This window comes from Klebsiella sp. AqSCr (assembly GCF_008452795.1).
In the GTDB taxonomy this organism is placed as follows: domain Bacteria; phylum Pseudomonadota; class Gammaproteobacteria; order Enterobacterales; family Enterobacteriaceae; genus Klebsiella; species Klebsiella pneumoniae.
The window spans coordinates 45,797-64,951 of sequence record NZ_MJDM01000045.1 but is presented as its reverse complement, the minus strand read 5'-3'; the positions used below and the strand labels follow the sequence as shown (position 1 = coordinate 64,951).

General features: G+C 51.6%; 20 protein-coding genes and 4 pseudogenes. 15 read left to right on the top strand and 9 right to left on the bottom strand.

What is annotated here, in order from left to right; genetic code table 11:
• The 3 genes from tnpC (at nt 1) to BHE81_RS26875 (ending at nt 3,088) form a co-directional block, all read left to right on the top strand.
• Nucleotides 1–1,593: an IS66 family transposase gene (gene tnpC, locus BHE81_RS26885; protein ID WP_044596437.1), complete on the top strand. Its 1,593-nt coding sequence runs from the start codon at nt 1–3 to the stop codon at nt 1,591–1,593.
• Between the two features lie 37 nt (nt 1,594–1,630).
• Nucleotides 1,631–1,882 (top strand): hypothetical protein, encoded by a 252-nt coding sequence (locus BHE81_RS26880; protein WP_103468676.1) that lies wholly within the window; start codon nt 1,631–1,633, stop codon nt 1,880–1,882.
• Nucleotides 1,883–2,386: 504 nt separating this feature from the next.
• Nucleotides 2,387–3,088 (top strand): RepA family replication protein, encoded by a 702-nt coding sequence (locus BHE81_RS26875; protein ID WP_158656803.1) that lies wholly within the window; start codon nt 2,387–2,389, stop codon nt 3,086–3,088.
• Nucleotides 3,089–4,033: 945 nt separating this feature from the next.
• Here the strand turns inward: BHE81_RS26875 and BHE81_RS26870 are convergent.
• Nucleotides 4,034–4,360 carry a C2H2-type zinc finger protein gene (locus BHE81_RS26870; protein ID WP_004201125.1) on the bottom strand — a complete coding sequence of 109 codons (327 nt, stop codon included), beginning with the start codon at nt 4,358–4,360 and terminating at the stop codon, nt 4,034–4,036.
• A gap of 181 nt (nt 4,361–4,541) precedes the next feature.
• Here BHE81_RS26870 and BHE81_RS26865 point away from each other — a divergent pair, with 181 nt between their 5' ends.
• On the top strand, nt 4,542–4,823 hold the full coding sequence (locus tag BHE81_RS26865) for a hypothetical protein (RefSeq protein WP_001568067.1): 282 nt from the start codon (nt 4,542–4,544) through the stop codon (nt 4,821–4,823).
• 53 nt (nt 4,824–4,876) lie between these two features.
• Nucleotides 4,877–5,488: a DUF2913 family protein gene (locus BHE81_RS26860; protein ID WP_000176305.1), complete on the top strand. Its 612-nt coding sequence runs from the start codon at nt 4,877–4,879 to the stop codon at nt 5,486–5,488.
• Here BHE81_RS26860 and BHE81_RS28450 read toward each other — a convergent pair.
• From BHE81_RS28450 to BHE81_RS28445, 3 genes and pseudogenes are all read right to left on the bottom strand, one after another.
• A pseudogene (locus BHE81_RS28450) lies at nt 5,485–5,616 on the bottom strand (ISNCY family transposase); the annotation flags it as partial. The gene BHE81_RS26860 and the pseudogene BHE81_RS28450 overlap by 4 nt on opposite strands.
• Nucleotides 5,617–5,672: 56 nt before the next feature.
• Complete coding sequence (locus BHE81_RS26855; protein WP_001145103.1) at nt 5,673–6,665, bottom strand: hypothetical protein; 993 nt, start codon at nt 6,663–6,665, stop codon at nt 5,673–5,675.
• A gap of 48 nt (nt 6,666–6,713) precedes the next feature.
• Nucleotides 6,714–6,869, bottom strand: coding sequence for a hypothetical protein (locus BHE81_RS28445; protein WP_000075580.1), 156 nt, complete (start codon nt 6,867–6,869; stop codon nt 6,714–6,716).
• A gap of 140 nt (nt 6,870–7,009) precedes the next feature.
• On the opposite strand from BHE81_RS28445, the gene BHE81_RS26850 reads away from it, so the two are divergent.
• Together BHE81_RS26850 and BHE81_RS26845 are read left to right on the top strand one after the other, a co-directional pair.
• Nucleotides 7,010–7,714, top strand: a complete 705-nt coding sequence (locus BHE81_RS26850) for an IS6-like element IS26 family transposase (RefSeq protein ID WP_001067855.1) — start codon at nt 7,010–7,012, stop codon at nt 7,712–7,714.
• Between the two features lie 206 nt (nt 7,715–7,920).
• Nucleotides 7,921–8,580, top strand: a complete 660-nt coding sequence (locus BHE81_RS26845) for a type A-1 chloramphenicol O-acetyltransferase (protein ID WP_011152976.1) — start codon at nt 7,921–7,923, stop codon at nt 8,578–8,580.
• A 200-nt stretch (nt 8,581–8,780) separates the two neighbouring features.
• Here BHE81_RS26845 and BHE81_RS26840 read toward each other — a convergent pair whose 3' ends face one another.
• Nucleotides 8,781–9,158 carry a GNAT family N-acetyltransferase gene (locus tag BHE81_RS26840; protein WP_032738601.1) on the bottom strand — a complete coding sequence of 126 codons (378 nt, stop codon included), beginning with the start codon at nt 9,156–9,158 and terminating at the stop codon, nt 8,781–8,783.
• 277 nt (nt 9,159–9,435) lie between these two features.
• On the opposite strand from BHE81_RS26840, the gene BHE81_RS26835 reads away from it, so the two are divergent.
• The 3 genes and pseudogenes from BHE81_RS26835 to BHE81_RS26825 all read left to right on the top strand — a co-directional run.
• Nucleotides 9,436–9,765, top strand: coding sequence for a hypothetical protein (locus tag BHE81_RS26835; protein WP_002210543.1), 330 nt, complete (start codon nt 9,436–9,438; stop codon nt 9,763–9,765).
• A gap of 204 nt (nt 9,766–9,969) precedes the next feature.
• Nucleotides 9,970–10,245 (top strand): metal/formaldehyde-sensitive transcriptional repressor, encoded by a 276-nt coding sequence (locus BHE81_RS26830; protein WP_002437846.1) that lies wholly within the window; start codon nt 9,970–9,972, stop codon nt 10,243–10,245.
• Nucleotides 10,246–10,290: 45 nt separating this feature from the next.
• Nucleotides 10,291–10,824, top strand: a pseudogene (locus BHE81_RS26825) (alcohol dehydrogenase catalytic domain-containing protein); the annotation flags it as partial.
• Here the strand turns inward: BHE81_RS26825 and BHE81_RS26820 are convergent.
• Together BHE81_RS26820 and tetR(D) are read right to left on the bottom strand one after the other, a co-directional pair.
• Complete coding sequence (locus tag BHE81_RS26820; protein WP_001067855.1) at nt 10,796–11,500, bottom strand: IS6-like element IS26 family transposase; 705 nt, start codon at nt 11,498–11,500, stop codon at nt 10,796–10,798. The pseudogene BHE81_RS26825 and the gene BHE81_RS26820 overlap by 29 nt on opposite strands.
• A gap of 11 nt (nt 11,501–11,511) precedes the next feature.
• Nucleotides 11,512–12,168, bottom strand: coding sequence for a tetracycline resistance transcriptional repressor TetR(D) (gene tetR(D) / locus BHE81_RS26815; protein WP_000113282.1), 657 nt, complete (start codon nt 12,166–12,168; stop codon nt 11,512–11,514).
• A 95-nt stretch (nt 12,169–12,263) separates the two neighbouring features.
• On the opposite strand from tetR(D), the gene tet(D) reads away from it, so the two are divergent.
• Nucleotides 12,264–13,448, top strand: coding sequence for a tetracycline efflux MFS transporter Tet(D) (gene tet(D), locus BHE81_RS26810; protein WP_001039466.1), 1,185 nt, complete (start codon nt 12,264–12,266; stop codon nt 13,446–13,448).
• 94 nt (nt 13,449–13,542) lie between these two features.
• A pseudogene (locus tag BHE81_RS26805) lies at nt 13,543–13,785 on the top strand (alcohol dehydrogenase catalytic domain-containing protein); the annotation flags it as partial.
• A gap of 142 nt (nt 13,786–13,927) precedes the next feature.
• Here the strand turns inward: BHE81_RS26805 and BHE81_RS26800 are convergent.
• Together BHE81_RS26800 and BHE81_RS26795 are read right to left on the bottom strand one after the other, a co-directional pair.
• Complete coding sequence (locus BHE81_RS26800) at nt 13,928–14,788, bottom strand: broad-spectrum class A beta-lactamase TEM-1 (protein ID WP_000027057.1); 861 nt, start codon at nt 14,786–14,788, stop codon at nt 13,928–13,930.
• Between the two features lie 182 nt (nt 14,789–14,970).
• Nucleotides 14,971–15,528 carry a recombinase family protein gene (locus tag BHE81_RS26795; RefSeq protein WP_001235713.1) on the bottom strand — a complete coding sequence of 186 codons (558 nt, stop codon included), beginning with the start codon at nt 15,526–15,528 and terminating at the stop codon, nt 14,971–14,973.
• Nucleotides 15,529–15,691: 163 nt separating this feature from the next.
• Here BHE81_RS26795 and BHE81_RS26790 point away from each other — a divergent pair.
• The 3 genes and pseudogenes from BHE81_RS26790 to tnpB all read left to right on the top strand — a co-directional run.
• Nucleotides 15,692–18,295, top strand: a pseudogene (locus BHE81_RS26790) (Tn3-like element Tn3 family transposase); the annotation flags it as partial.
• A 90-nt stretch (nt 18,296–18,385) separates the two neighbouring features.
• On the top strand, nt 18,386–18,763 hold the full coding sequence (gene tnpA, locus BHE81_RS26785) for an IS66-like element accessory protein TnpA (protein ID WP_004114613.1): 378 nt from the start codon (nt 18,386–18,388) through the stop codon (nt 18,761–18,763).
• Nucleotides 18,760–19,107, top strand: coding sequence for an IS66 family insertion sequence element accessory protein TnpB (gene tnpB / locus BHE81_RS26780; protein WP_004114612.1), 348 nt, complete (start codon nt 18,760–18,762; stop codon nt 19,105–19,107). The genes tnpA and tnpB overlap by 4 nt, the downstream gene beginning before the upstream one ends.
• Nucleotides 19,108–19,155: the final 48 nt, after the last annotated feature.

Below are 19,155 nucleotides of genomic sequence, written 5' to 3'. Positions count from 1 at the left end.
ATGAGTCAGGACTATCTCGCCCGTATCGCTGCGCTGGAAGACGCGCTTCGCCAGAAAGACAGCCAGCTCAGTCTCGTTGCTGAGACTGAGTCGTTCCTGCGTTCGGCGCTGGCCCGCGCAGAAGAGAAAATAGAGAACGAAGAGCGTGAAATAGAACATCTGCGGGCTCAGATAGAAAAACTGCGCCGAATGCTGTTCGGTACCCGTTCAGAAAAGCTACGCCGGCAGGTCGAAGAAGCCGAAGCCCTGCTGAAACAGCAGGAGCAGCAAAGCGATCGTTACAACGGCCGGGACAATGATCAGCAGGTTCCGCGTCAGTTGCGCCAGTCCCGTCATCGTCGCCCGTTACCGGAACATCTTCCCCGCGAAATAAACAGACTGGAGCCAGCTGAAACCAGCTGTCCTGGTTGCGGTAGTGATATGGCCTATCTCAGCGAAGTCAGCGCGGAGCAACTGGAGCTGGTCTCCAGCGCCCTGAAAGTGATCCGCACGGTCAGAGTGAAAAAGGCCTGTACCCGATGCGACTGCGTCGTTGAAGCGCCAGCGCCCTCACGTCCTATCGACCGGGGCATCGCCGGGCCGGGTCTGCTGGCCCGCGTGTTAACGGCCAAATACTGTGAACACCTGCCGCTGTATCGCCAGTGCGAAATCTTTGCCCGTCAGGGTGTGGATCTGAGTCGTGCGCTGCTCTCCAATTGGGTGGATGCGTGCTGCCGGTTAATGGCCCCGCTGGATGAAGCCCTCTACCACTACGTGATGGACTGCCGCAAACTGCATACGGATGACACTCCGGTGCCCGTGCTGGCGCCGGGCAGAAAGAAGACGAAAACCGGGCGTATCTGGACATATGTCCGTGATAACAGAAGCGCGGGTTCATCAGATCCGCCAGCGGCATGGTTCGCCTTCTCACCGGACCGACAGGGGAAACACCCTCAGCAACATCTTCGGCACTATCATGGCGTGCTGCAGGCAGATGCCTTCGCAGGGTACGACAGGTTGTTCAGCGCAGAGCGTGAAGGTGGCCCGTTGACAGAAGCGGCATGCTGGGCTCATGCGCGGCGCAAAATCCATGACGTCTATATCAGCACCCGGACGGCCACAGCAGAGGAGGCTCTGAAGCGCATCAGTGAGTTATACGCGATAGAAGAGGAAATACGCGGCCTTCCGGCATCTCAGCGGCTGGCCGCCAGACGGTCCCGAAGTAAACCGTTGCTGATATCCCTGCATGACTGGTTGGTGGAGAAAAGTGCCACTCTGTCGAAAAAATCCCGGTTAGGCGAGGCGTTCGCTTATGCACTGAACCAGTGGGATGCCCTGTGTTACTACTGCGATGATGGTCTGGCAGAGCCGGATAATAACGCTGCTGAGCGAGCGCTACGAGCGGTCTGTCTGGGCAAGAAAAACTACATCTTCTTCGGCAGTGATCATGGTGGTGAACGTGGTGCCCTGCTGTATGGTCTGATCGGAACGTGCAGGCTGAACGGTATCGATCCAGAGGGTTACCTTCGCCATATCCTGAGCGTATTGCCGGAGTGGCCCATCAACAAAGTGGCCGAACTGCTGCCATGGAACGTAGATCTCACCAATAAATAGCCGTCAATACGGCGCTCACTTAACGCTTACGGCTGTTATGTCTGAAAACACACAAAGAAAAAAAGCCCGCCGCGATAACGATGTACAAATCACGACGCGCGAGTTTGCGCTCATGCTGGGTGTACCTGAGCATGAACTAGGCGTCGCGGCAGCCACCACCAATATTTTCCGAGAAATAACATTACCGGCACCGGTAAGTCTGTTAAAGGGGAAGACAAGGCAATTCTGGCTGTCTGACTGTCTGGCTTTCGCCGAACAGTTAAAAGGAACATCCGCAGAAAAAAAATAACCTTAGGCCGTCTGATTATTCAGGCGGCCTTTTTTTATGGTCTGATAGTGTTACAACACACAGGGATGCTATCGGCAGGTGGTACACTGACTTGCCTATAGAAACAGGGACTTCAATACGATCTTGAATGCGTTTAGGACTTAGTGATGCAGTTTTTTTTGTGAAAAATCATATATATGCGATTATGTCATATATTGCATATATGCGTGATTTTATTGTGAGCGATCATTCACGGATCTCCTTTTATAAATTGATCCTTGCTACGCAACATGGTAGTTTACAACGGTTTGTAGGAATTACTTGGGTGGGACGTTCCCGGAATAGCGTCCAAAGGGAAGGGGTGACGAATTTACGGCCCCTGAATGCAAAAACCCCCTGAAATCTGCTATCAACTTGGCGGGAGATTCAGAAATCAGGGGGTCCAAAAGCAGGCGCTGGCCTGTGAAGGATTATAGCAAATGCATATTCTAACACAACCCCTACTCGCCATAAGTCCGGGCGGGTGTGACTGAAACAGGTCTTCATCTTAAAGCCCGTCCTTCGGGCGTACCCAATCAGACCCCTTGCTATAACGTGGCTTCTCGTCGCCGCCGCCGGTTCCTGAACCGGTGGATCAGGTCACTTGCCACCCCTGCGGGCCGTCAGAAAATCAAAGCAGAACTGCGGCGTCGTATCCGGCATAACAGATACTGGGTCAATGAAGCAAATAAGTACGGCATTGAAACGCTGTGCGAGCTGATGCTGGCCATTCTCGACGATCTTGATTTACGGGACTGGCAGACCCGGCACAACCTTGAAACACTGGCTGAACGCGCAGGCCTGGCAACGCGCAGTGATGGCGGTCATAAGTCGATTTCCCGGGCCAGCCGCGGATGCGATCGCCTCTCCTGGCTTAATGCCATCATCACAGAAAAAGCTCCCTTCAATCCTTATGACGCCCGTTGCGCCTGTAAGCACATAGAGGTGACTGAGGAGTTCTTTGCCATTCTGGGAATTCCCCTGAAACAGGCATACCGTGAACGCGCCAGGCTACTGGAGGCTGATCCGAATGAAGTCATCTCGTCGGGAGATATTCGCCTGATTGCCATCAGAGTCGAGAACTGGACCCGCAAAGCCGCCGCCGGTTTATCGCGAATGAAAGCCAGGCGCGACGTAGCTCGCCAGCGTAAACGGGAATATTTCTCCCAACCCCCCGTACTGGCCTGAAAAGGCCGCGTATGAACCGCCTTGACTGGCGGGGATCCCACACGACGTAAATAAAAGTCCGCCTGGAAAATGAACAATCCTTTAGTTAACAGCATGCCCCGTTGGCTGGTTTTACGTGTTTCCCTGCCGATAGCGGGAGTAAGTTTGGTACAGGTTGTGGGTAAATACTGTTGAAGTGCAAACGATATCCTGCAATTACTCTTTTGGTTTATCTTTTAATTACTTACGTAATATAAAAGATAAAACCAAATAAAAGACATTACTGTTATCCCCTTTAAAAAGTGAATAACTTAAAAACATCGGCGCAAGCGCCTCAAAAGTAGCTCCCATCGCTACGCGACGGGCCCCTGACGGCGAATAAAATTAGTTACAGCCTTCACAAAAGCCTTCGTCATAAAATCGGCGCCGGTTTGCCAGCCAGACGCCCCTCCCCACCACTGAAAAGCGCCGCCGCCCCCGGCCGAAGGCCGGGGAACACCATCGCTTTAGAATGGCGGATGTTGTAACTAGATCTTGTCATTGCTGTGGGTGGTGTTGCTTTTCGTTCTGGCGTACACGCTCGTAAGCGGCCCTAACGGCCCGCTAACGCGGAGATACGCCCCGACTGCGGCTATCGCCTTGTCGTGACCACTCCGACCGCGCACAGCAGCTTCTGTATCGTTTTTAGCGGGTTTGTTCTGGGCTTAGCAGTGTGGGGGATTATTACGGCTGAAGCCGTAATGCTTTTTTCGTCCTCGCTTCGCTGCGGGGGTCTCCGGCGCATGGCGCCTCCCATGCGCTGACGCGCATCAAAAACCCGTCCCCTGCGCCACTTGTGTCTGACGCACGCGAGAGTCCGCTGCGGCAAAAAAACAAGAAGAGAGCTAGACGAAGGTCGCTCAGCTCCCCGTAATTTTTTATATACTCACCACGGGGACATTAGATCTGCTTTTGCCAAAAAAACGGCTAGTTTTTTCTGGATTTACCCAAACCAAAGGCACCGGCATTCACTATAAACGAGGCCTTTCTGATCGGCGTATCGATATCAAATATGGGGTTTTCAGCACGCCTTCTTTCAAAGTACTTATTTCTCTCCGATTCATTTTTAAAAGCGCTACCTGTCCTTGCAATCCTCTCCTGAATAAGCATCTTTTCATGCTCAGCCTTTTTGGTTGAGTTGGCCTTAGCGAGATTCTTTTCAAGGGATTTCGTATGCTTTTTTATATGCTTTCTCAACCTAGCTTTATGGCCAAATGAGAGTTTACATATCGGACAAGTGAATAATTCTTCCATAAGCTTCATGAGTGTAAGGGGAAGGTTATATTTACCATAGCATTCCTTGTCCGAACTGCCATGCGATGGTCCACCGGGGCAATGAGGCAAAGCCGTTGTCTGTGGAAGCACTACGCGGCATGATGAGCGTCGCCAGTTGCACACCGGCAAAGACGTGAAACACTTTTAACCGGAGCCAGTCATGCGCGTTGCCGAAAGCATCATCCTCGATGCCCTCACTCGCGGAGGATGCATCAAAACCTTTTACCGCATATCCTCACGGCAGGCTGCTGAATCGGCCACGCGGATACCTGAGGGGTATATTCTGGAGTCGCCCGGCGAGCGGGAAGATATTGTGCTCTCGCGCGCGGACTTTCATGCGCTGGAGAAGCTGCTGGAGCAGAAGGAAACCTGGGAGCAGGTGGTCGGTGTGACCTGTTTTGGTGGGGCAACATGGCAGCTGAGACCGACTGTACAGAGCTGAACAACTGAGATTTAAGACCTGGGAATCAGTAAGACTGAAGGGAGGTATCTGTTATGACGCTGACAGAAAAAACAGGCCATCTGGCATGGTGTGCACTGGTCGCGCTGGCACTGGCCAGACAGGAGCAGGGAGAACTCTCTCCCGCACAGGAAAATCTCTTTCTCACCCGCTGGCTCGCGGCAGCACTGAAGCAACGGCGATTCTCGCGCGATGTGGCACAGGATATCGGGTGGTTACTGAATCAGGGGCGTTTGCTGGGTGTGAGAGCTAAGCTGGCCGACAAACTGGGCTATGTCTGGCGCTCCTGCAGCGGCGAGTTGACTGAACAGAACGACATGTTCCGCCTGACGTATGCGCTGGAAACAGCGAAAGACATGGGCTGGAATTACCGCGTAATGAGCGACAGAGAATGGGCCGGACGATATGCTTTGGTACTCAATCCTGGAGTAAACGGTGTTTATCTCTTACGGACAAACCTTGATGCCGCTTTTGACGACAATGGCCAACAGACAAATCCGCTGACAGTACGTCTGACAGGGAACGTAACTGGGATAATGAAACTGTTAAATCGCTGTGGCTGGCAGGCTGAGCCTGAGTCTGATGCCTCCCTGCCCCACCAGTTTTCACTGATGGCCCGGCAGGGAGTGCCAGGAAAGGGGGATTAGTGGCGGATTTGTGCCAGGTTATCTTCAGTCAGACCGGTCATTTTCATGACAGTATTGCGGTCAATGCCGTTCTGCAGCATGGTACGGGCAATTTTCAGAGTGGCCTGACGCTCACCTTCTGAACGGCCTATTAGCGTGTGCTCCGGTGGTTTGCACATGCGCAAATTTTTCAGCCCAAAGGGGGCTAATCATCACGGGGATTACGTTCAAATCCCCTGCGCCCTCTTGCTGCCCATTCAGCATTGAGTACCACGTAACGCTCCCAGCGTTCACGCAGCTGTGCGAGCTTTAGCGGTACTTCTTTGGTGACAAAGGCTTCCGGTATTTCAAAGTCATCAAGATGCCCTTCCAGGTATACATGTACGCCTTCCAACACATCAATCAGAGTGATGTTGTTACTTTGTTGCCCTTCAAGAAGCGGCCCCTGCCAGCTATGCCAGAAGGCCTGATGGCGCAGACAGCTTTCGTCATTCGCGAGCCTCCATAAATCCATAAAGATTCCTCGTGCAACTTTGAACGGCTGTTCATCAAACTGTTCGATGAGAAAGAAATAACACGGGATCTTGAGCGCGTTAATACGCGCAATTTCAATTTCAGCATCACGGCGCAAGGCAATCAGATTGCTAAAGCGCGAGCGCATACAGGCGACAGGGTTCAATACCCTTACCTTTTCATTCATTTCAGGCATGCCGGGGCCGGTTGCTTCTACATAAAACGGGGCGGTATACAGGTAAAGCTTTTTCCCCTGAAAATCAGAACGGTCAAAGCCTCCGGGGCGGTCGATAATATCCACCACATTTGGCTCGTCAGGCGCATCCGGTACGGCAAATAAGCGTCCATCATCCCGTTTGATATCGTGTGTATCCTGATCGATAAGCATAAACTGCGCAAGGGATGGGGGCTGACCGTCTTTGTTCTCCCACGTCTTAACGTTGAGCGTTTTTGCTATAGCCGCAATATCATCTTTCCGGGCGCTGTAGTCGCAGTCAACAGATGTGGTGAGGCGCTCATCAGGCAATCTGTCGCCGTATTGTGCATGATAATAGGATATCCAGTATTGCACAGCCTGACCGCCAACTGTGATAACGGCATGTTTGAACTGATCAGCGTTGCAGATCAGCTGCTGATTTAGCAGGTACATCTGCTCATAGGGGGGAATAACGTCTTGAACAGGCATAAAAAAACCATCAGCGAATGATGGTTTATTGTGCCTCAAAGTTCAGGATCAGGCAAAAGCGATAGTATGAGCGAATTTGCTACTAGCTGACTTACTGAAGCGGCTTTTCACGGCAGGTTTGTAACCGGCACGACCACGCAAAACCTGCACCGCTACGGCTTCGTAGCGTTCATGCTGCTTTTGTTTAGCTTGTACGGGAGACATAATTTTGTACCTGACGGTAGTTATAAACAAATAAGTTGCAGTAACTATACGTCACGAATCTACGTCACGCAATAGAGGGCACTGTTGCAAATAGTCGGTGGTGATAAACTTATCATCCCCTTTTGCTGATGGAGCTGCACATGAACCCATTCAAAGGCCGGCATTTTCAGCGTGACATCATTCTGTGGGCCGTACGCTGGTACTGCAAATACGGCATCAGTTACCGTGAGCTGCAGGAGATGCTGGCTGAACGCGGAGTGAATGTCGATCACTCCACGATTTACCGCTGGGTTCAGCGTTATGCGCCTGAAATGGAAAAACGGCTGCGCTGGTACTGGCGTAACCCTTCCGATCTTTGCCCGTGGCACATGGATGAAACCTACGTGAAGGTCAATGGCCGCTGGGCGTATCTGTACCGGGCCGTCGACAGCCGGGGCCGCACTGTCGATTTTTATCTCTCCTCCCGTCGTAACAGCAAAGCTGCATACCGGTTTCTGGGTAAAATCCTCAACAACGTGAAGAAGTGGCAGATCCCGCGATTCATCAACACGGATAAAGCGCCCGCCTATGGTCGCGCGCTTGCTCTGCTCAAACGCGAAGGCCGGTGCCCGTCTGACGTTGAACACCGACAGATTAAGTACCGGAACAACGTGATTGAATGCGATCATGGCAAACTGAAACGGATAATCGGCGCCACGCTGGGATTTAAATCCATGAAGACGGCTTACGCCACCATCAAAGGTATTGAGGTGATGCGTGCACTACGCAAAGGCCAGGCCTCAGCATTTTATTATGGTGATCCCCTGGGCGAAATGCGCCTGGTAAGCAGAGTTTTTGAAATGTAAGGCCTTTGAATAAGACAAAAGGCTGCCTCATCGCTAACTTTGCAACAGTGCCCCCTGTTGATACCGGGAAGCCCTGGGCCAACTTTTGGCGAAAATGAGACGTTGATCGGCACGTAAGAGGTTCCAACTTTCACCATAATGAAATAAGATCACTACCGGGCGTATTTTTTGAGTTATCGAGATTTTCAGGAGCTAAGGAAGCTAAAATGGAGAAAAAAATCACTGGATATACCACCGTTGATATATCCCAATGGCATCGTAAAGAACATTTTGAGGCATTTCAGTCAGTTGCTCAATGTACCTATAACCAGACCGTTCAGCTGGATATTACGGCCTTTTTAAAGACCGTAAAGAAAAATAAGCACAAGTTTTATCCGGCCTTTATTCACATTCTTGCCCGCCTGATGAATGCTCATCCGGAATTCCGTATGGCAATGAAAGACGGTGAGCTGGTGATATGGGATAGTATTCACCCTTGTTACACCGTTTTCCATGAGCAAACTGAAACGTTTTCATCGCTCTGGAGTGAATACCACGACGATTTCCGGCAGTTTCTACACATATATTCGCAAGATGTGGCGTGTTACGGTGAAAACCTGGCCTATTTCCCTAAAGGGTTTATTGAGAATATGTTTTTCGTCTCAGCCAATCCCTGGGTGAGTTTCACCAGTTTTGATTTAAACGTGGCCAATATGGACAACTTCTTCGCCCCCGTTTTCACCATGGGCAAATATTATACGCAAGGCGACAAGGTGCTGATGCCGCTGGCGATTCAGGTTCATCATGCCGTTTGTGATGGCTTCCATGTCGGCAGAATGCTTAATGAATTACAACAGTACTGCAATGAGTGGCAGGGCGGGGCGTAATTTTTTTAAGGCAGTTATTGGTGCCCTTAAACGCCTGGTTGCTACGCCTGAATAAGTGATGATAAGCGGATGAATGGCAGAAATTCGAAAGCAAATTCGACCCGGTCGTCGGTTCAGGGCAGGGTCGTTAAATAGCCGCTTATGTCTATTGCTGGTTTACCGGTTTATTGACTACCGGAAGCAGTGTGACCGTGTGCTTCTCAAATGCCTGAGGCCAGTTTGCTCAGGCTCTCCCCGTGGAGGTAATATTTGACGATATGATCATTTATTCTGCCTCCCAAAGCCTGATAAAAACGGTTAGCGCCGGGGTTAGATTTTTCAGCGTTCCAGCTAAGGCTAAGGCATTCCTGTTCAAGCGCAAGCCGGGCTATAAAGCGCATTATCGCTTTACCCGTACCCTTATTTCGATCGCACTGAGAAACATACAGCTCTTTAATATGCAGCTGACCGCTGTATCGGGGCGAGGGATAAAGAATATTGCAACATGCCAGGCCAGTAATGTTATTGCCGCAGCGCGCTCTGATCACCAGGGTACCGGAAAGCCGGTTGAATAACTTTTTACAGAGATAATCCTTCATCAACGCTTCCTGAATGATACCTTCGCCATAATAGTGTTCTTCCATTTCGGTAAAAATCCCTACCATGGATTCCCACTCGTCCGGGGGACATAACTCTACGGTTACCTCCATGTTCATTCCTTTTGTTTACCAAACATTGCCGTCGGGAAGACCCTGGTCTCGGATCAATTATGAATCATCATATTAGCGTTGAACAACCCGGCAGCACATGTCTTCCTCACCCCTGCGGCCCGCGCTATCATGCGACTGCTGAATCTAAAAAATAAGGATATGTAGCATGAGACCCGTTTTTATCTTACTGGGCGTTTTAACTCTGGCGGGGTGCGCGAAAAGTGAAGAGCCTGTTCAGTGTAAAGGTTTCTCCACTTTTATACCTGTGCCCAACAATGAAAATGTGAAACCAAAAACGGCCAGCATGGTGCTTGATAAGTTACGGCAAAATGCAAACGGGACCTGGGATTTTCATCGGATCAATGGCAAAGGAATGACATCTCAGTCGTCGTGGATGAAACCGACAGAGTATGAGCGCATCGAATGCACCAGCGGCCCCACAGAACAACTCAAACAGGTAAAAACCCGGACAGGGCAACCGATAATAATCCTCTGAGTTAATTCCTTTCATTTATCCACATTACCGTTTCTTCCTCTCACTGTCAGCCGGAGCACCTGACAACCGGGCATTGCGCCAGATGGGGACACAGGGCGTATCTCCCTCTCATCTGGCCTGCTAAATAAAAACGAACCCATTAATTTTACAAACGTTTGGCGATCCTGTTACTATACCCCCCTATAGTATCTACGGGAGGCGATCATGCCCCATTCACCTGAAGATAAAAAACGCGTATTGACCCGGGTACGGCGGATCCGGGGTCAGGTTGAGGCGCTGGAGCGCGCGCTTGAAGCGGGCGAGCCGTGCATCGCTATCCTGCAACAAATTGCCGCGGTACGCGGCGCGGCCAACGGTTTGATGGGCGAGATGGTGGAAATCCATCTCAATGATGAACTGGTCAATGGCGAAACCACCCGCGAACAACGTGCGCAGCGTATGGATGAAATCGGCCATTTGCTGCGGGCTTATCTAAAATAATAGTTACGACTCCCCCTTATCTTTTACAACAACGGAAGAGACGATATGAAATCACGTGCAGCCGTCGCATTTGGCCCTGGCAAGCCGCTGGAAATTGTGGAAATTGACGTCGCGCCGCCACAGAAGGGCGAAGTGCTGGTCAAAATCACCCACACCGGGGTATGCCATACCGATGCCTTTACCTTGTCGGGTGACGATCCGGAAGGCGTTTTCCCGGCGGTGCTGGGCCATGAAGGCGGCGGAATTGTGGTTGAAGTCGGCGAGGGCGTCACCAGCCTGAAGCCGGGCGATCACGTTATTCCGCTGTATACCGCCGAATGCGGCGAGTGTAAGTTCTGTAAATCCGGTAAAACTAACCTCTGCCAGGCCGTGCGCGCCACCCAGGGTAAAGGCCTGATGCCGGATGGCACCACCCGTTTTTCTTATAACGGCGAGCCGATTTATCACTACATGGGCACCAGTACCTTCAGTGAGTACACGGTCTGCGCTGAAATTTCAGGCACTGTTGCAAAGTTAGCGATGAGGCAGCCTTTTGTCTTATTCAAAGGCCTTACATTTCAAAAACTCTGCTTACCAGGCGCATTTCGCCCAGGGGATCACCATAATAAAATGCTGAGGCCTGGCCTTTGCGTAGTGCACGCATCACCTCAATACCTTTGATGGTGGCGTAAGCCGTCTTCATGGATTTAAATCCCAGCGTGGCGCCGATTATCCGTTTCAGTTTGCCATGATCGCATTCAATCACGTTGTTCCGGTACTTAATCTGTCGGTGTTCAACGTCAGACGGGCACCGGCCTTCGCGTTTGAGCAGAGCAAGCGCGCGACCATAGGCGGGCGCTTTATCCGTGTTGATGAATCGCGGGATCTGCCACTTCTTCACGTTGTTGAGGATTTTACCCAGAAACCGGTATGCAGCTTTGCTGTTACGACGGGAGGAGAGATAAAAATCGACAGTGCGGCCCCGGCTGTCGACGGCCCGGTACAGATACGCCCAGCGGCCATTGACCTTCACGTAGGTTTCATCCATGTGCCACGGGCAAAGATCGGAAGGGTTACGCCAGTACCAGCGCAGCCGTTTTTCCATTTCAGGCGCATAACGCTGAACCCAGCGGTAAATCGTGGAGTGATCGACATTCACTCCGCGTTCAGCCAGCATCTCCTGCAGCTCACGGTAACTGATGCCGTATTTGCAGTACCAGCGTACGGCCCACAGAATGATGTCACGCTGAAAATGCCGGCCTTTGAATGGGTTCATGTGCAGCTCCATCAGCAAAAGGGGATGATAAGTTTATCACCACCGACTATTTGCAACAGTGCCGTAAGCTGCACCTCAAACCCCCGGATCAGGCTCTCCAGGCCATGCAGAAAGGCCTGCTCACCATCATCACTGTCCATAATCTGCAGCGCTTCCCGCAATAGCGGCGGCAGGTTTTCGTCCGGTGCTGCAGGGCGGTCGGTCAGGGCGGCAGTATGCTCCTGCTGCTCCAGTACGGCACCAAGGGTAAAATGACTGACCGCTGAAATCGCATATAACCCGTCGCGCAGTGAAAAGCCGTTTTCTGTCATAAAGCGTAACTGGGTTTCCACCGTATCATACTGTTTTTCATCAGGGCGGGTGCCGAGGTGCACTTTTGCCCCGTCACGGTAACGCAGCAGCGCCCGGCGGAAACTCATTGCATTATTGCGCAGAAATGACTGCCAGGATTCCCCCGCCGCAGGCAGTGAATAATCATGATGACGCGCCAGGATCTCCACCGCCAGCGCATCCAGTAACGCCCGTTTATTTTTCACATGCCAGTAAAGTGTCGGCTGTTCTATTCCCAGCTTCTGCGCCAGCTTGCGGGTCGTCAGCCCGTCAATCCCTGTCTCATTCAGCAGTTCCAGTGCCGCATCAATAACCGATTCTCTGTTCAGCCGTGCCATGACCGTCTCCTCCGATTTTCAGATTGACACTCTATCATTGATAGGGATATATTCCAACTCTATCAATGATAGGGAATTAACACAGGATCTGAAAAATGAATAAACCCGCTGTCATCGCGCTGGTGATTACACTGCTGGACGCGATGGGAATTGGTCTGATCATGCCGGTATTACCGTCACTGCTGCGGGAATATCTCCCGGAAGCGGATGTGGCAAACCATTACGGCATTCTGCTGGCGCTGTATGCGGTGATGCAGGTCTGTTTTGCTCCGCTGCTGGGCAGATGGTCAGATAAGCTGGGGCGCAGACCGGTGCTGCTGTTATCCCTGGCGGGTGCCGCGTTTGATTACACACTGCTGGCACTGTCCAATGTGCTGTGGATGTTGTATCTCGGGCGGATTATCTCCGGGATCACTGGTGCCACCGGCGCGGTTGCGGCTTCGGTAGTGGCGGACAGCACGGCGGTCAGCGAGCGTACCGCCTGGTTCGGCCGTCTCGGTGCGGCCTTTGGTGCCGGGCTGATTGCCGGGCCGGCTATCGGCGGACTGGCGGGGGATATCTCACCGCATCTGCCGTTTGTCATTGCGGCAATACTGAATGCCTGCACCTTTCTGATGGTCTTTTTTATCTTTAAACCGGCGGTACAGACAGAAGAAAAACCGGCGGAGCAGAAACAAGAAAGCGCAGGTATCAGCTTTATCACACTGCTTAAACCTCTGGCGCTGTTGCTGTTTGTCTTTTTTACCGCGCAGCTTATCGGGCAGATCCCGGCCACTGTCTGGGTATTGTTTACGGAGAGCCGCTTTGCCTGGGACAGCGCGGCGGTCGGTTTTTCACTGGCGGGACTCGGGGCGATGCATGCACTGTTTCAGGCGGTGGTTGCCGGGGCGCTGGCAAAACGGCTGAGTGAGAAAACCATTATTTTCGCCGGATTTATTGCCGATGCCACCGCGTTTTTACTGATGTCTGCTATCACTTCCGGATGGATGGTGTATCCGGTCCTGATCCTGCTGGCAGGCGGCGGAATTGCACTGCCTGCATTGCAGGGCATTATCTCTGCCGGGGCATCGGCGGCAAATCAGGGAAAACTACAGGGTGTGCTGGTCAGCCTGACCAATCTGACCGGCGTGGCGGGCCCGCTGCTGTTTGCTTTTATTTTCAGTCAGACACAGCAGAGTGCGGACGGTACGGTGTGGCTGATTGGCACGGCACTGTACGGTCTGCTGCTGGCAATCTGTCTGCTGATCAGAAAACCGGCACCGGTGGCGGCCACCTGCTGACCGGCGCTATACAGGCAGCGCTGTTGTGCGGTATGGTGGACGGCATTCGTGCTTATCGCCTGCCATGATAAGCCTCAGACACAGAGGAACCGTTATGAAATCACGCGCAGCAGTCGCCTTCGGGCCGGGTTTACCCCTTGAAATTGTTGAAATTGATGTGGCACCGCCGAAGAAAGGTGAAGTGCTGGTGAAAATCAGTCACACCGGGGTATGCCATACCGATGCCTACACGCTTTCCGGTGATGATCCGGAAGGTCTGTTCCCGGTGGTGCTCGGCCATGAAGGTGCCGGGGTGGTGGTTGAGGTCGGTGAGGGCGTGACCAGTGTGAAACGGGGTCTGACGCTCAGTGGAACGAAAACTCACGTTAAGGGATTTTGGTCATGAGATTATCAAAAAGGATCTTCACCTAGATCCTTTTAAATTAAAAATGAAGTTTTAAATCAATCTAAAGTATATATGAGTAAACTTGGTCTGACAGTTACCAATGCTTAATCAGTGAGGCACCTATCTCAGCGATCTGTCTATTTCGTTCATCCATAGTTGCCTGACTCCCCGTCGTGTAGATAACTACGATACGGGAGGGCTTACCATCTGGCCCCAGTGCTGCAATGATACCGCGAGACCCACGCTCACCGGCTCCAGATTTATCAGCAATAAACCAGCCAGCCGGAAGGGCCGAGCGCAGAAGTGGTCCTGCAACTTTATCCGCCTCCATCCAGTCTATTAATTGTTGCCGGGAAGCTAGAGTAAGTAGTTCGCCAGTTAATAGTTTGCGCAACGTTGTTGCCATTGCTGCAGGCATCGTGGTGTCACGCTCGTCGTTTGGTATGGCTTCATTCAGCTCCGGTTCCCAACGATCAAGGCGAGTTACATGATCCCCCATGTTGTGCAAAAAAGCGGTTAGCTCCTTCGGTCCTCCGATCGTTGTCAGAAGTAAGTTGGCAGCAGTGTTATCACTCATGGTTATGGCAGCACTGCATAATTCTCTTACTGTCATGCCATCCGTAAGATGCTTTTCTGTGACTGGTGAGTACTCAACCAAGTCATTCTGAGAATAGTGTATGCGGCGACCGAGTTGCTCTTGCCCGGCGTCAACACGGGATAATACCGCACCACATAGCAGAACTTTAAAAGTGCTCATCATTGGAAAACGTTCTTCGGGGCGAAAACTCTCAAGGATCTTACCGCTGTTGAGATCCAGTTCGATGTAACCCACTCGTGCACCCAACTGATCTTCAGCATCTTTTACTTTCACCAGCGTTTCTGGGTGAGCAAAAACAGGAAGGCAAAATGCCGCAAAAAAGGGAATAAGGGCGACACGAAAATGTTGAATACTCATACTCTTCCTTTTTCAATATTATTGAAGCATTTACCAGGGTTATTGTCTCATGAGCGGATACATATTTGAATGTATTTAGAAAAATAAACAAATAGGGGTTCCGCGCACATTTCCCCGAAAAGTGCCACCTGACGTCTAAGAAACCATTATTATCATGACATTAACCTATAAAAATAGGCGTATCACGAGGCCCTTTCGTCTTCAAGAATTTTATAAACCGTGGAGCGGGCAATACTGAGCTGATGAGCAATTTCCGTTGCACCAGTGCCCTTCTGATGAAGCGTCAGCACGACGTTCCTGTCCACGGTACGCCTGCGGCCAAATTTGATTCCTTTCAGCTTTGCTTCCTGTCGGCCCTCATTCGTGCGTTCTAGGATCCTCCGGCGTTCAGCCTGTGCCACAGCCGACAGGATGGTGACCACCATTTGCCCCATATCACCGTCGGTACTGATCCCGTCATCAATGAACCGGACTGCCACGCCCTGAGCGTCAAATTCCTTTATCAGTTGGATCATATCGGCAGTGTCGCGGCCAAGACGGTCGAGCTTCTTAACCAGAATGACATCACCTTCCTCCACCTTCATCCTCAGCAAATCCAGCCCTTCCCGGTCTGTTGAACTGCCGGATGCCTTATCGGTAAATATACGGTTTGCTTTCACACCTGCGTCTTTGAGTGCTCTGACCTGAAGATCAAGAGACTGCTGACTGGTTGAGACCCGAGCGTAACCAAAAAGTCGCATAAAAATGTACCTTAAATCGAATATCGGACAACTCATGTCTATTATTACAAATTTACGATTTAATAGACATATTAATGTAACAGTTTTACGATGTCCGATAATTTATAACATTTCGTACGGTTGGAAAAATGTTACTAAATGCCCGTCAGGCAGGGAGGCCGATATGCCCGTTGACTTTCTGACCACTGAGCAGACTGAAAGCTATGGCAGATTCACCGGTGAACCGGATGAGCTTCAGCTGGCACGATATTTTCACCTTGATGAAGCAGACAAGGAATTTATCGGAAAAAGCAGAGGTGATCACAACCGTCTGGGCATTGCCCTGCAAATTGGATGTGTCCGTTTTCTGGGCACCTTCCTCACCGATATGAATCATATTCCTTCCGGCGTCCGGCATTTTACCGCCAGACAGCTCGGGATTCGTGATATCACCGTTCTTGCAGAATACGGTCAGAGGGAAAATACCCGCCGTGAGCATGCAGCGCTGATACGTCAGCACTATCAGTATCGTGAATTTGCCTGGCCCTGGACATTTCGCCTTACCCGTCTTTTATATACCCGGAGCTGGATAAGCAACGAACGTCCTGGCCTGCTTTTCGATCTGGCGACAGGGTGGCTTATGCAACATCGTATTATTCTCCCCGGAGCCACTACGCTGACCCGGTTGATTTCAGAGGTAAGGGAAAAGGCGACGTTGCGCCTGTGGAACAAACTGGCACTGATACCGTCAGCCGAACAGCGTTCACAGCTGGAGATGCTGCTGGGGCCAACTGATTGCAGCCGCCTGTCTTTACTGGAATCACTGAAAAAGGGCCCTGTGACCATCAGTGGTCCGGCGTTTAATGAAGCAATTGAACGCTGGAAAACTCTGAACGATTTTGGCCTGCATGCTGAAAACCTGAGTACACTCCCGGCTGTGCGCCTGAAAAATCTCGCACGTTATGCTGGTATGACTTCGGTGTTCAATATTGCCAGGATGTCACCGCAGAAAAGGATGGCGGTTCTGGTTGCCTTTGTCCTTGCATGGGAAACGCTGGCGCTGGATGATGCATTGGACGTTCTGGACGCCATGCTGGCCGTTATCATCCGTGACGCCAGAAAGATTGGGCAGAAAAAACGGCTCCGCTCGCTGAAGGATCTGGATAAATCTGCATTGGCGCTCGCCAGCGCATGTTCGTACCTGCTGAAAGAAGAAACACCGGACGAATCGATTCGTGCTGAGGTGTTCAGCTACATCCCAAGGCAAAAGCTGGCTGAAATCATCACGCTTGTCCGTGAAATTGCCCGGCCCTCAGACGATAATTTTCATGAAGAAATGGTGGAGCAGTACGGGCGCGTTCGTCGTTTCCTGCCCCATCTGCTGAATACCGTTAAATTTTCATCCGCACCTGCCGGGGTTACCACTCTGAATGCCTGTGACTACCTCAGCCGGGAGTTCAGCTCACGGCGGCAGTTTTTTGACGACGCACCAACGGAAATTATCAGTCGGTCATGGAAACGGCTGGTGATTAACAAGGAAAAACATATCACCCGCAGGGGATACACGCTCTGCTTTCTCAGTAAACTGCAGGATAGTCTGAGGCGGAGGGATGTCTACGTTACCGGCAGTAACCGGTGGGGAGATCCTCGTGCAAGATTACTACAGGGTGCTGACTGGCAGGCAAACCGGATTAAGGTTTATCGTTCTTTGGGGCACCCGACAGACCCGCAGGAAGCAATAAAATCTCTGGGTCATCAGCTTGATAGTCGTTACAGACAGGTTGCTGCACGTCTTTGCGAAAATGAGGCTGTCGAACTCGATGTTTCTGGCCCGAAGCCCCGGTTGACAATTTCTCCCCTCGCCAGTCTTGATGAGCCGGACAGTCTGAAACGACTGAGCAAAATGATCAGTGATCTACTCCCTCCGGTGGATTTAACGGAGTTGCTGCTCGAAATTAACGCCCATACCGGATTTGCTGATGAGTTTTTCCATGCTAGTGAAGCCAGTGCCAGAGTTGATGATCTGCCCGTCAGCATCAGCGCCGTGCTGATGGCTGAAGCCTGCAATATCGGTCTGGAACCACTGATCAGATCAAATGTTCCTGCACTGACCCGACACCGGCTGAACTGGACAAAAGCGAACTATCTGCGGGCTGAAACTATCACCAGCGCTAATGCCAGACTGGTTGATTTTCAGGCAACGCTGCCACTGGCACAGATATGGGGTGGAGGAGAAGTGGCATCTGCAGATGGAATGCGCTTTGTTACGCCAGTCAGAACAATCAATGCCGGACCGAACCGCAAATACTTTGGTAATAACAGAGGGATCACCTGGTACAACTTTGTGTCCGATCAGTATTCCGGCTTTCATGGCATCGTTATACCGGGGACGCTGAGGGACTCTATCTTTGTGCTGGAAGGTCTTCTGGAACAGGAGACCGGGCTGAATCCAACCGAAATTATGACCGATACAGCAGGTGCCAGCGAACTTGTCTTTGGCCTTTTCTGGCTGCTGGGATACCAGTTTTCTCCACGCCTGGCTGATGCCGGTGCTTCGGTTTTCTGGCGAATGGACCATGATGCCGACTATGGCGTGCTGAATGATATTGCCAGAGGGCAATCAGATCCCCGAAAAATAGTCCTTCAGTGGGACGAAATGATCCGGACCGCTGGCTCCCTGAAGCTGGGCAAAGTACAGGTTTCAGTGCTGGTCCGTTCATTGCTGAAAAGTGAACGTCCTTCCGGACTGACTCAGGCAATCATTGAAGTGGGGCGCATCAACAAAAGTAAGCGTACAGCGTGAACCGTCTGGTCATAATCTGAAGCATCCGACAAAGTGGTGTCCACCAAATAAGTAGTGGGAACCAAAGTGTCAGATATGCAGAAAAATATGACTCCCGGCAGGCGTAAAGGCTGCCCTAATTATTCTCCTGAGTTTAAACAGCAACTCGTTGCTGCCTCCTGCGAACCCGGGATATCCATCTCAAAACTGGCGCTTGAAAATGGCATTAATGCCAATCTGCTCTTTAAATGGCGCCAGCAGTGGCGCGAGGGAAAGCTGCTATTACCTTCCTCTGAGAGTCCTCAGTTACTTCCTGTGACTCTCGATGCCACCGCCGTACAACCAGAACCGCCCGCTGAGGACTCAGAGCTCAGCATCTGCTGTGAGGTAACGTTCCGGCACGGGACACTCCGCCTCAACGGCACTGTCAGCGAAAAGCTTCTGACTCTGCTGATACAGGAACTGAAGCGATGATCCCGCTACCAACAGGCACCAAAATCTGGCTGGTTGCCGGTATTACCGATATGAGAAACGGCTTCAACGGGCTGGCTGCAAAAGTGCAGACGGCGCTGAAAGACGAACCGATGTCCGGCCATGTCTTCATCTTCCGGGGCCGCAGCGGCAGTCAGGTTAAACTTCTGTGGTCCACCGGCGACGGGCTGTGCCTGCTGACCAAACGGCTGGAGCGCGGGCGCTTCGCCTGGCCGTCAGCTCGCGATGGCAAAGTGTTCCTGACCCCGGCGCAGCTGGCAATGCTGCTGGAAGGCATCGACTGGCGACAGCCGAAGCGGTTGCTGACCTCCCTGACCATGCTGTAGGCTTCTTTATCCTGGTTGTCGCAGAATAAGCCTGGTAAAATGCTGGCT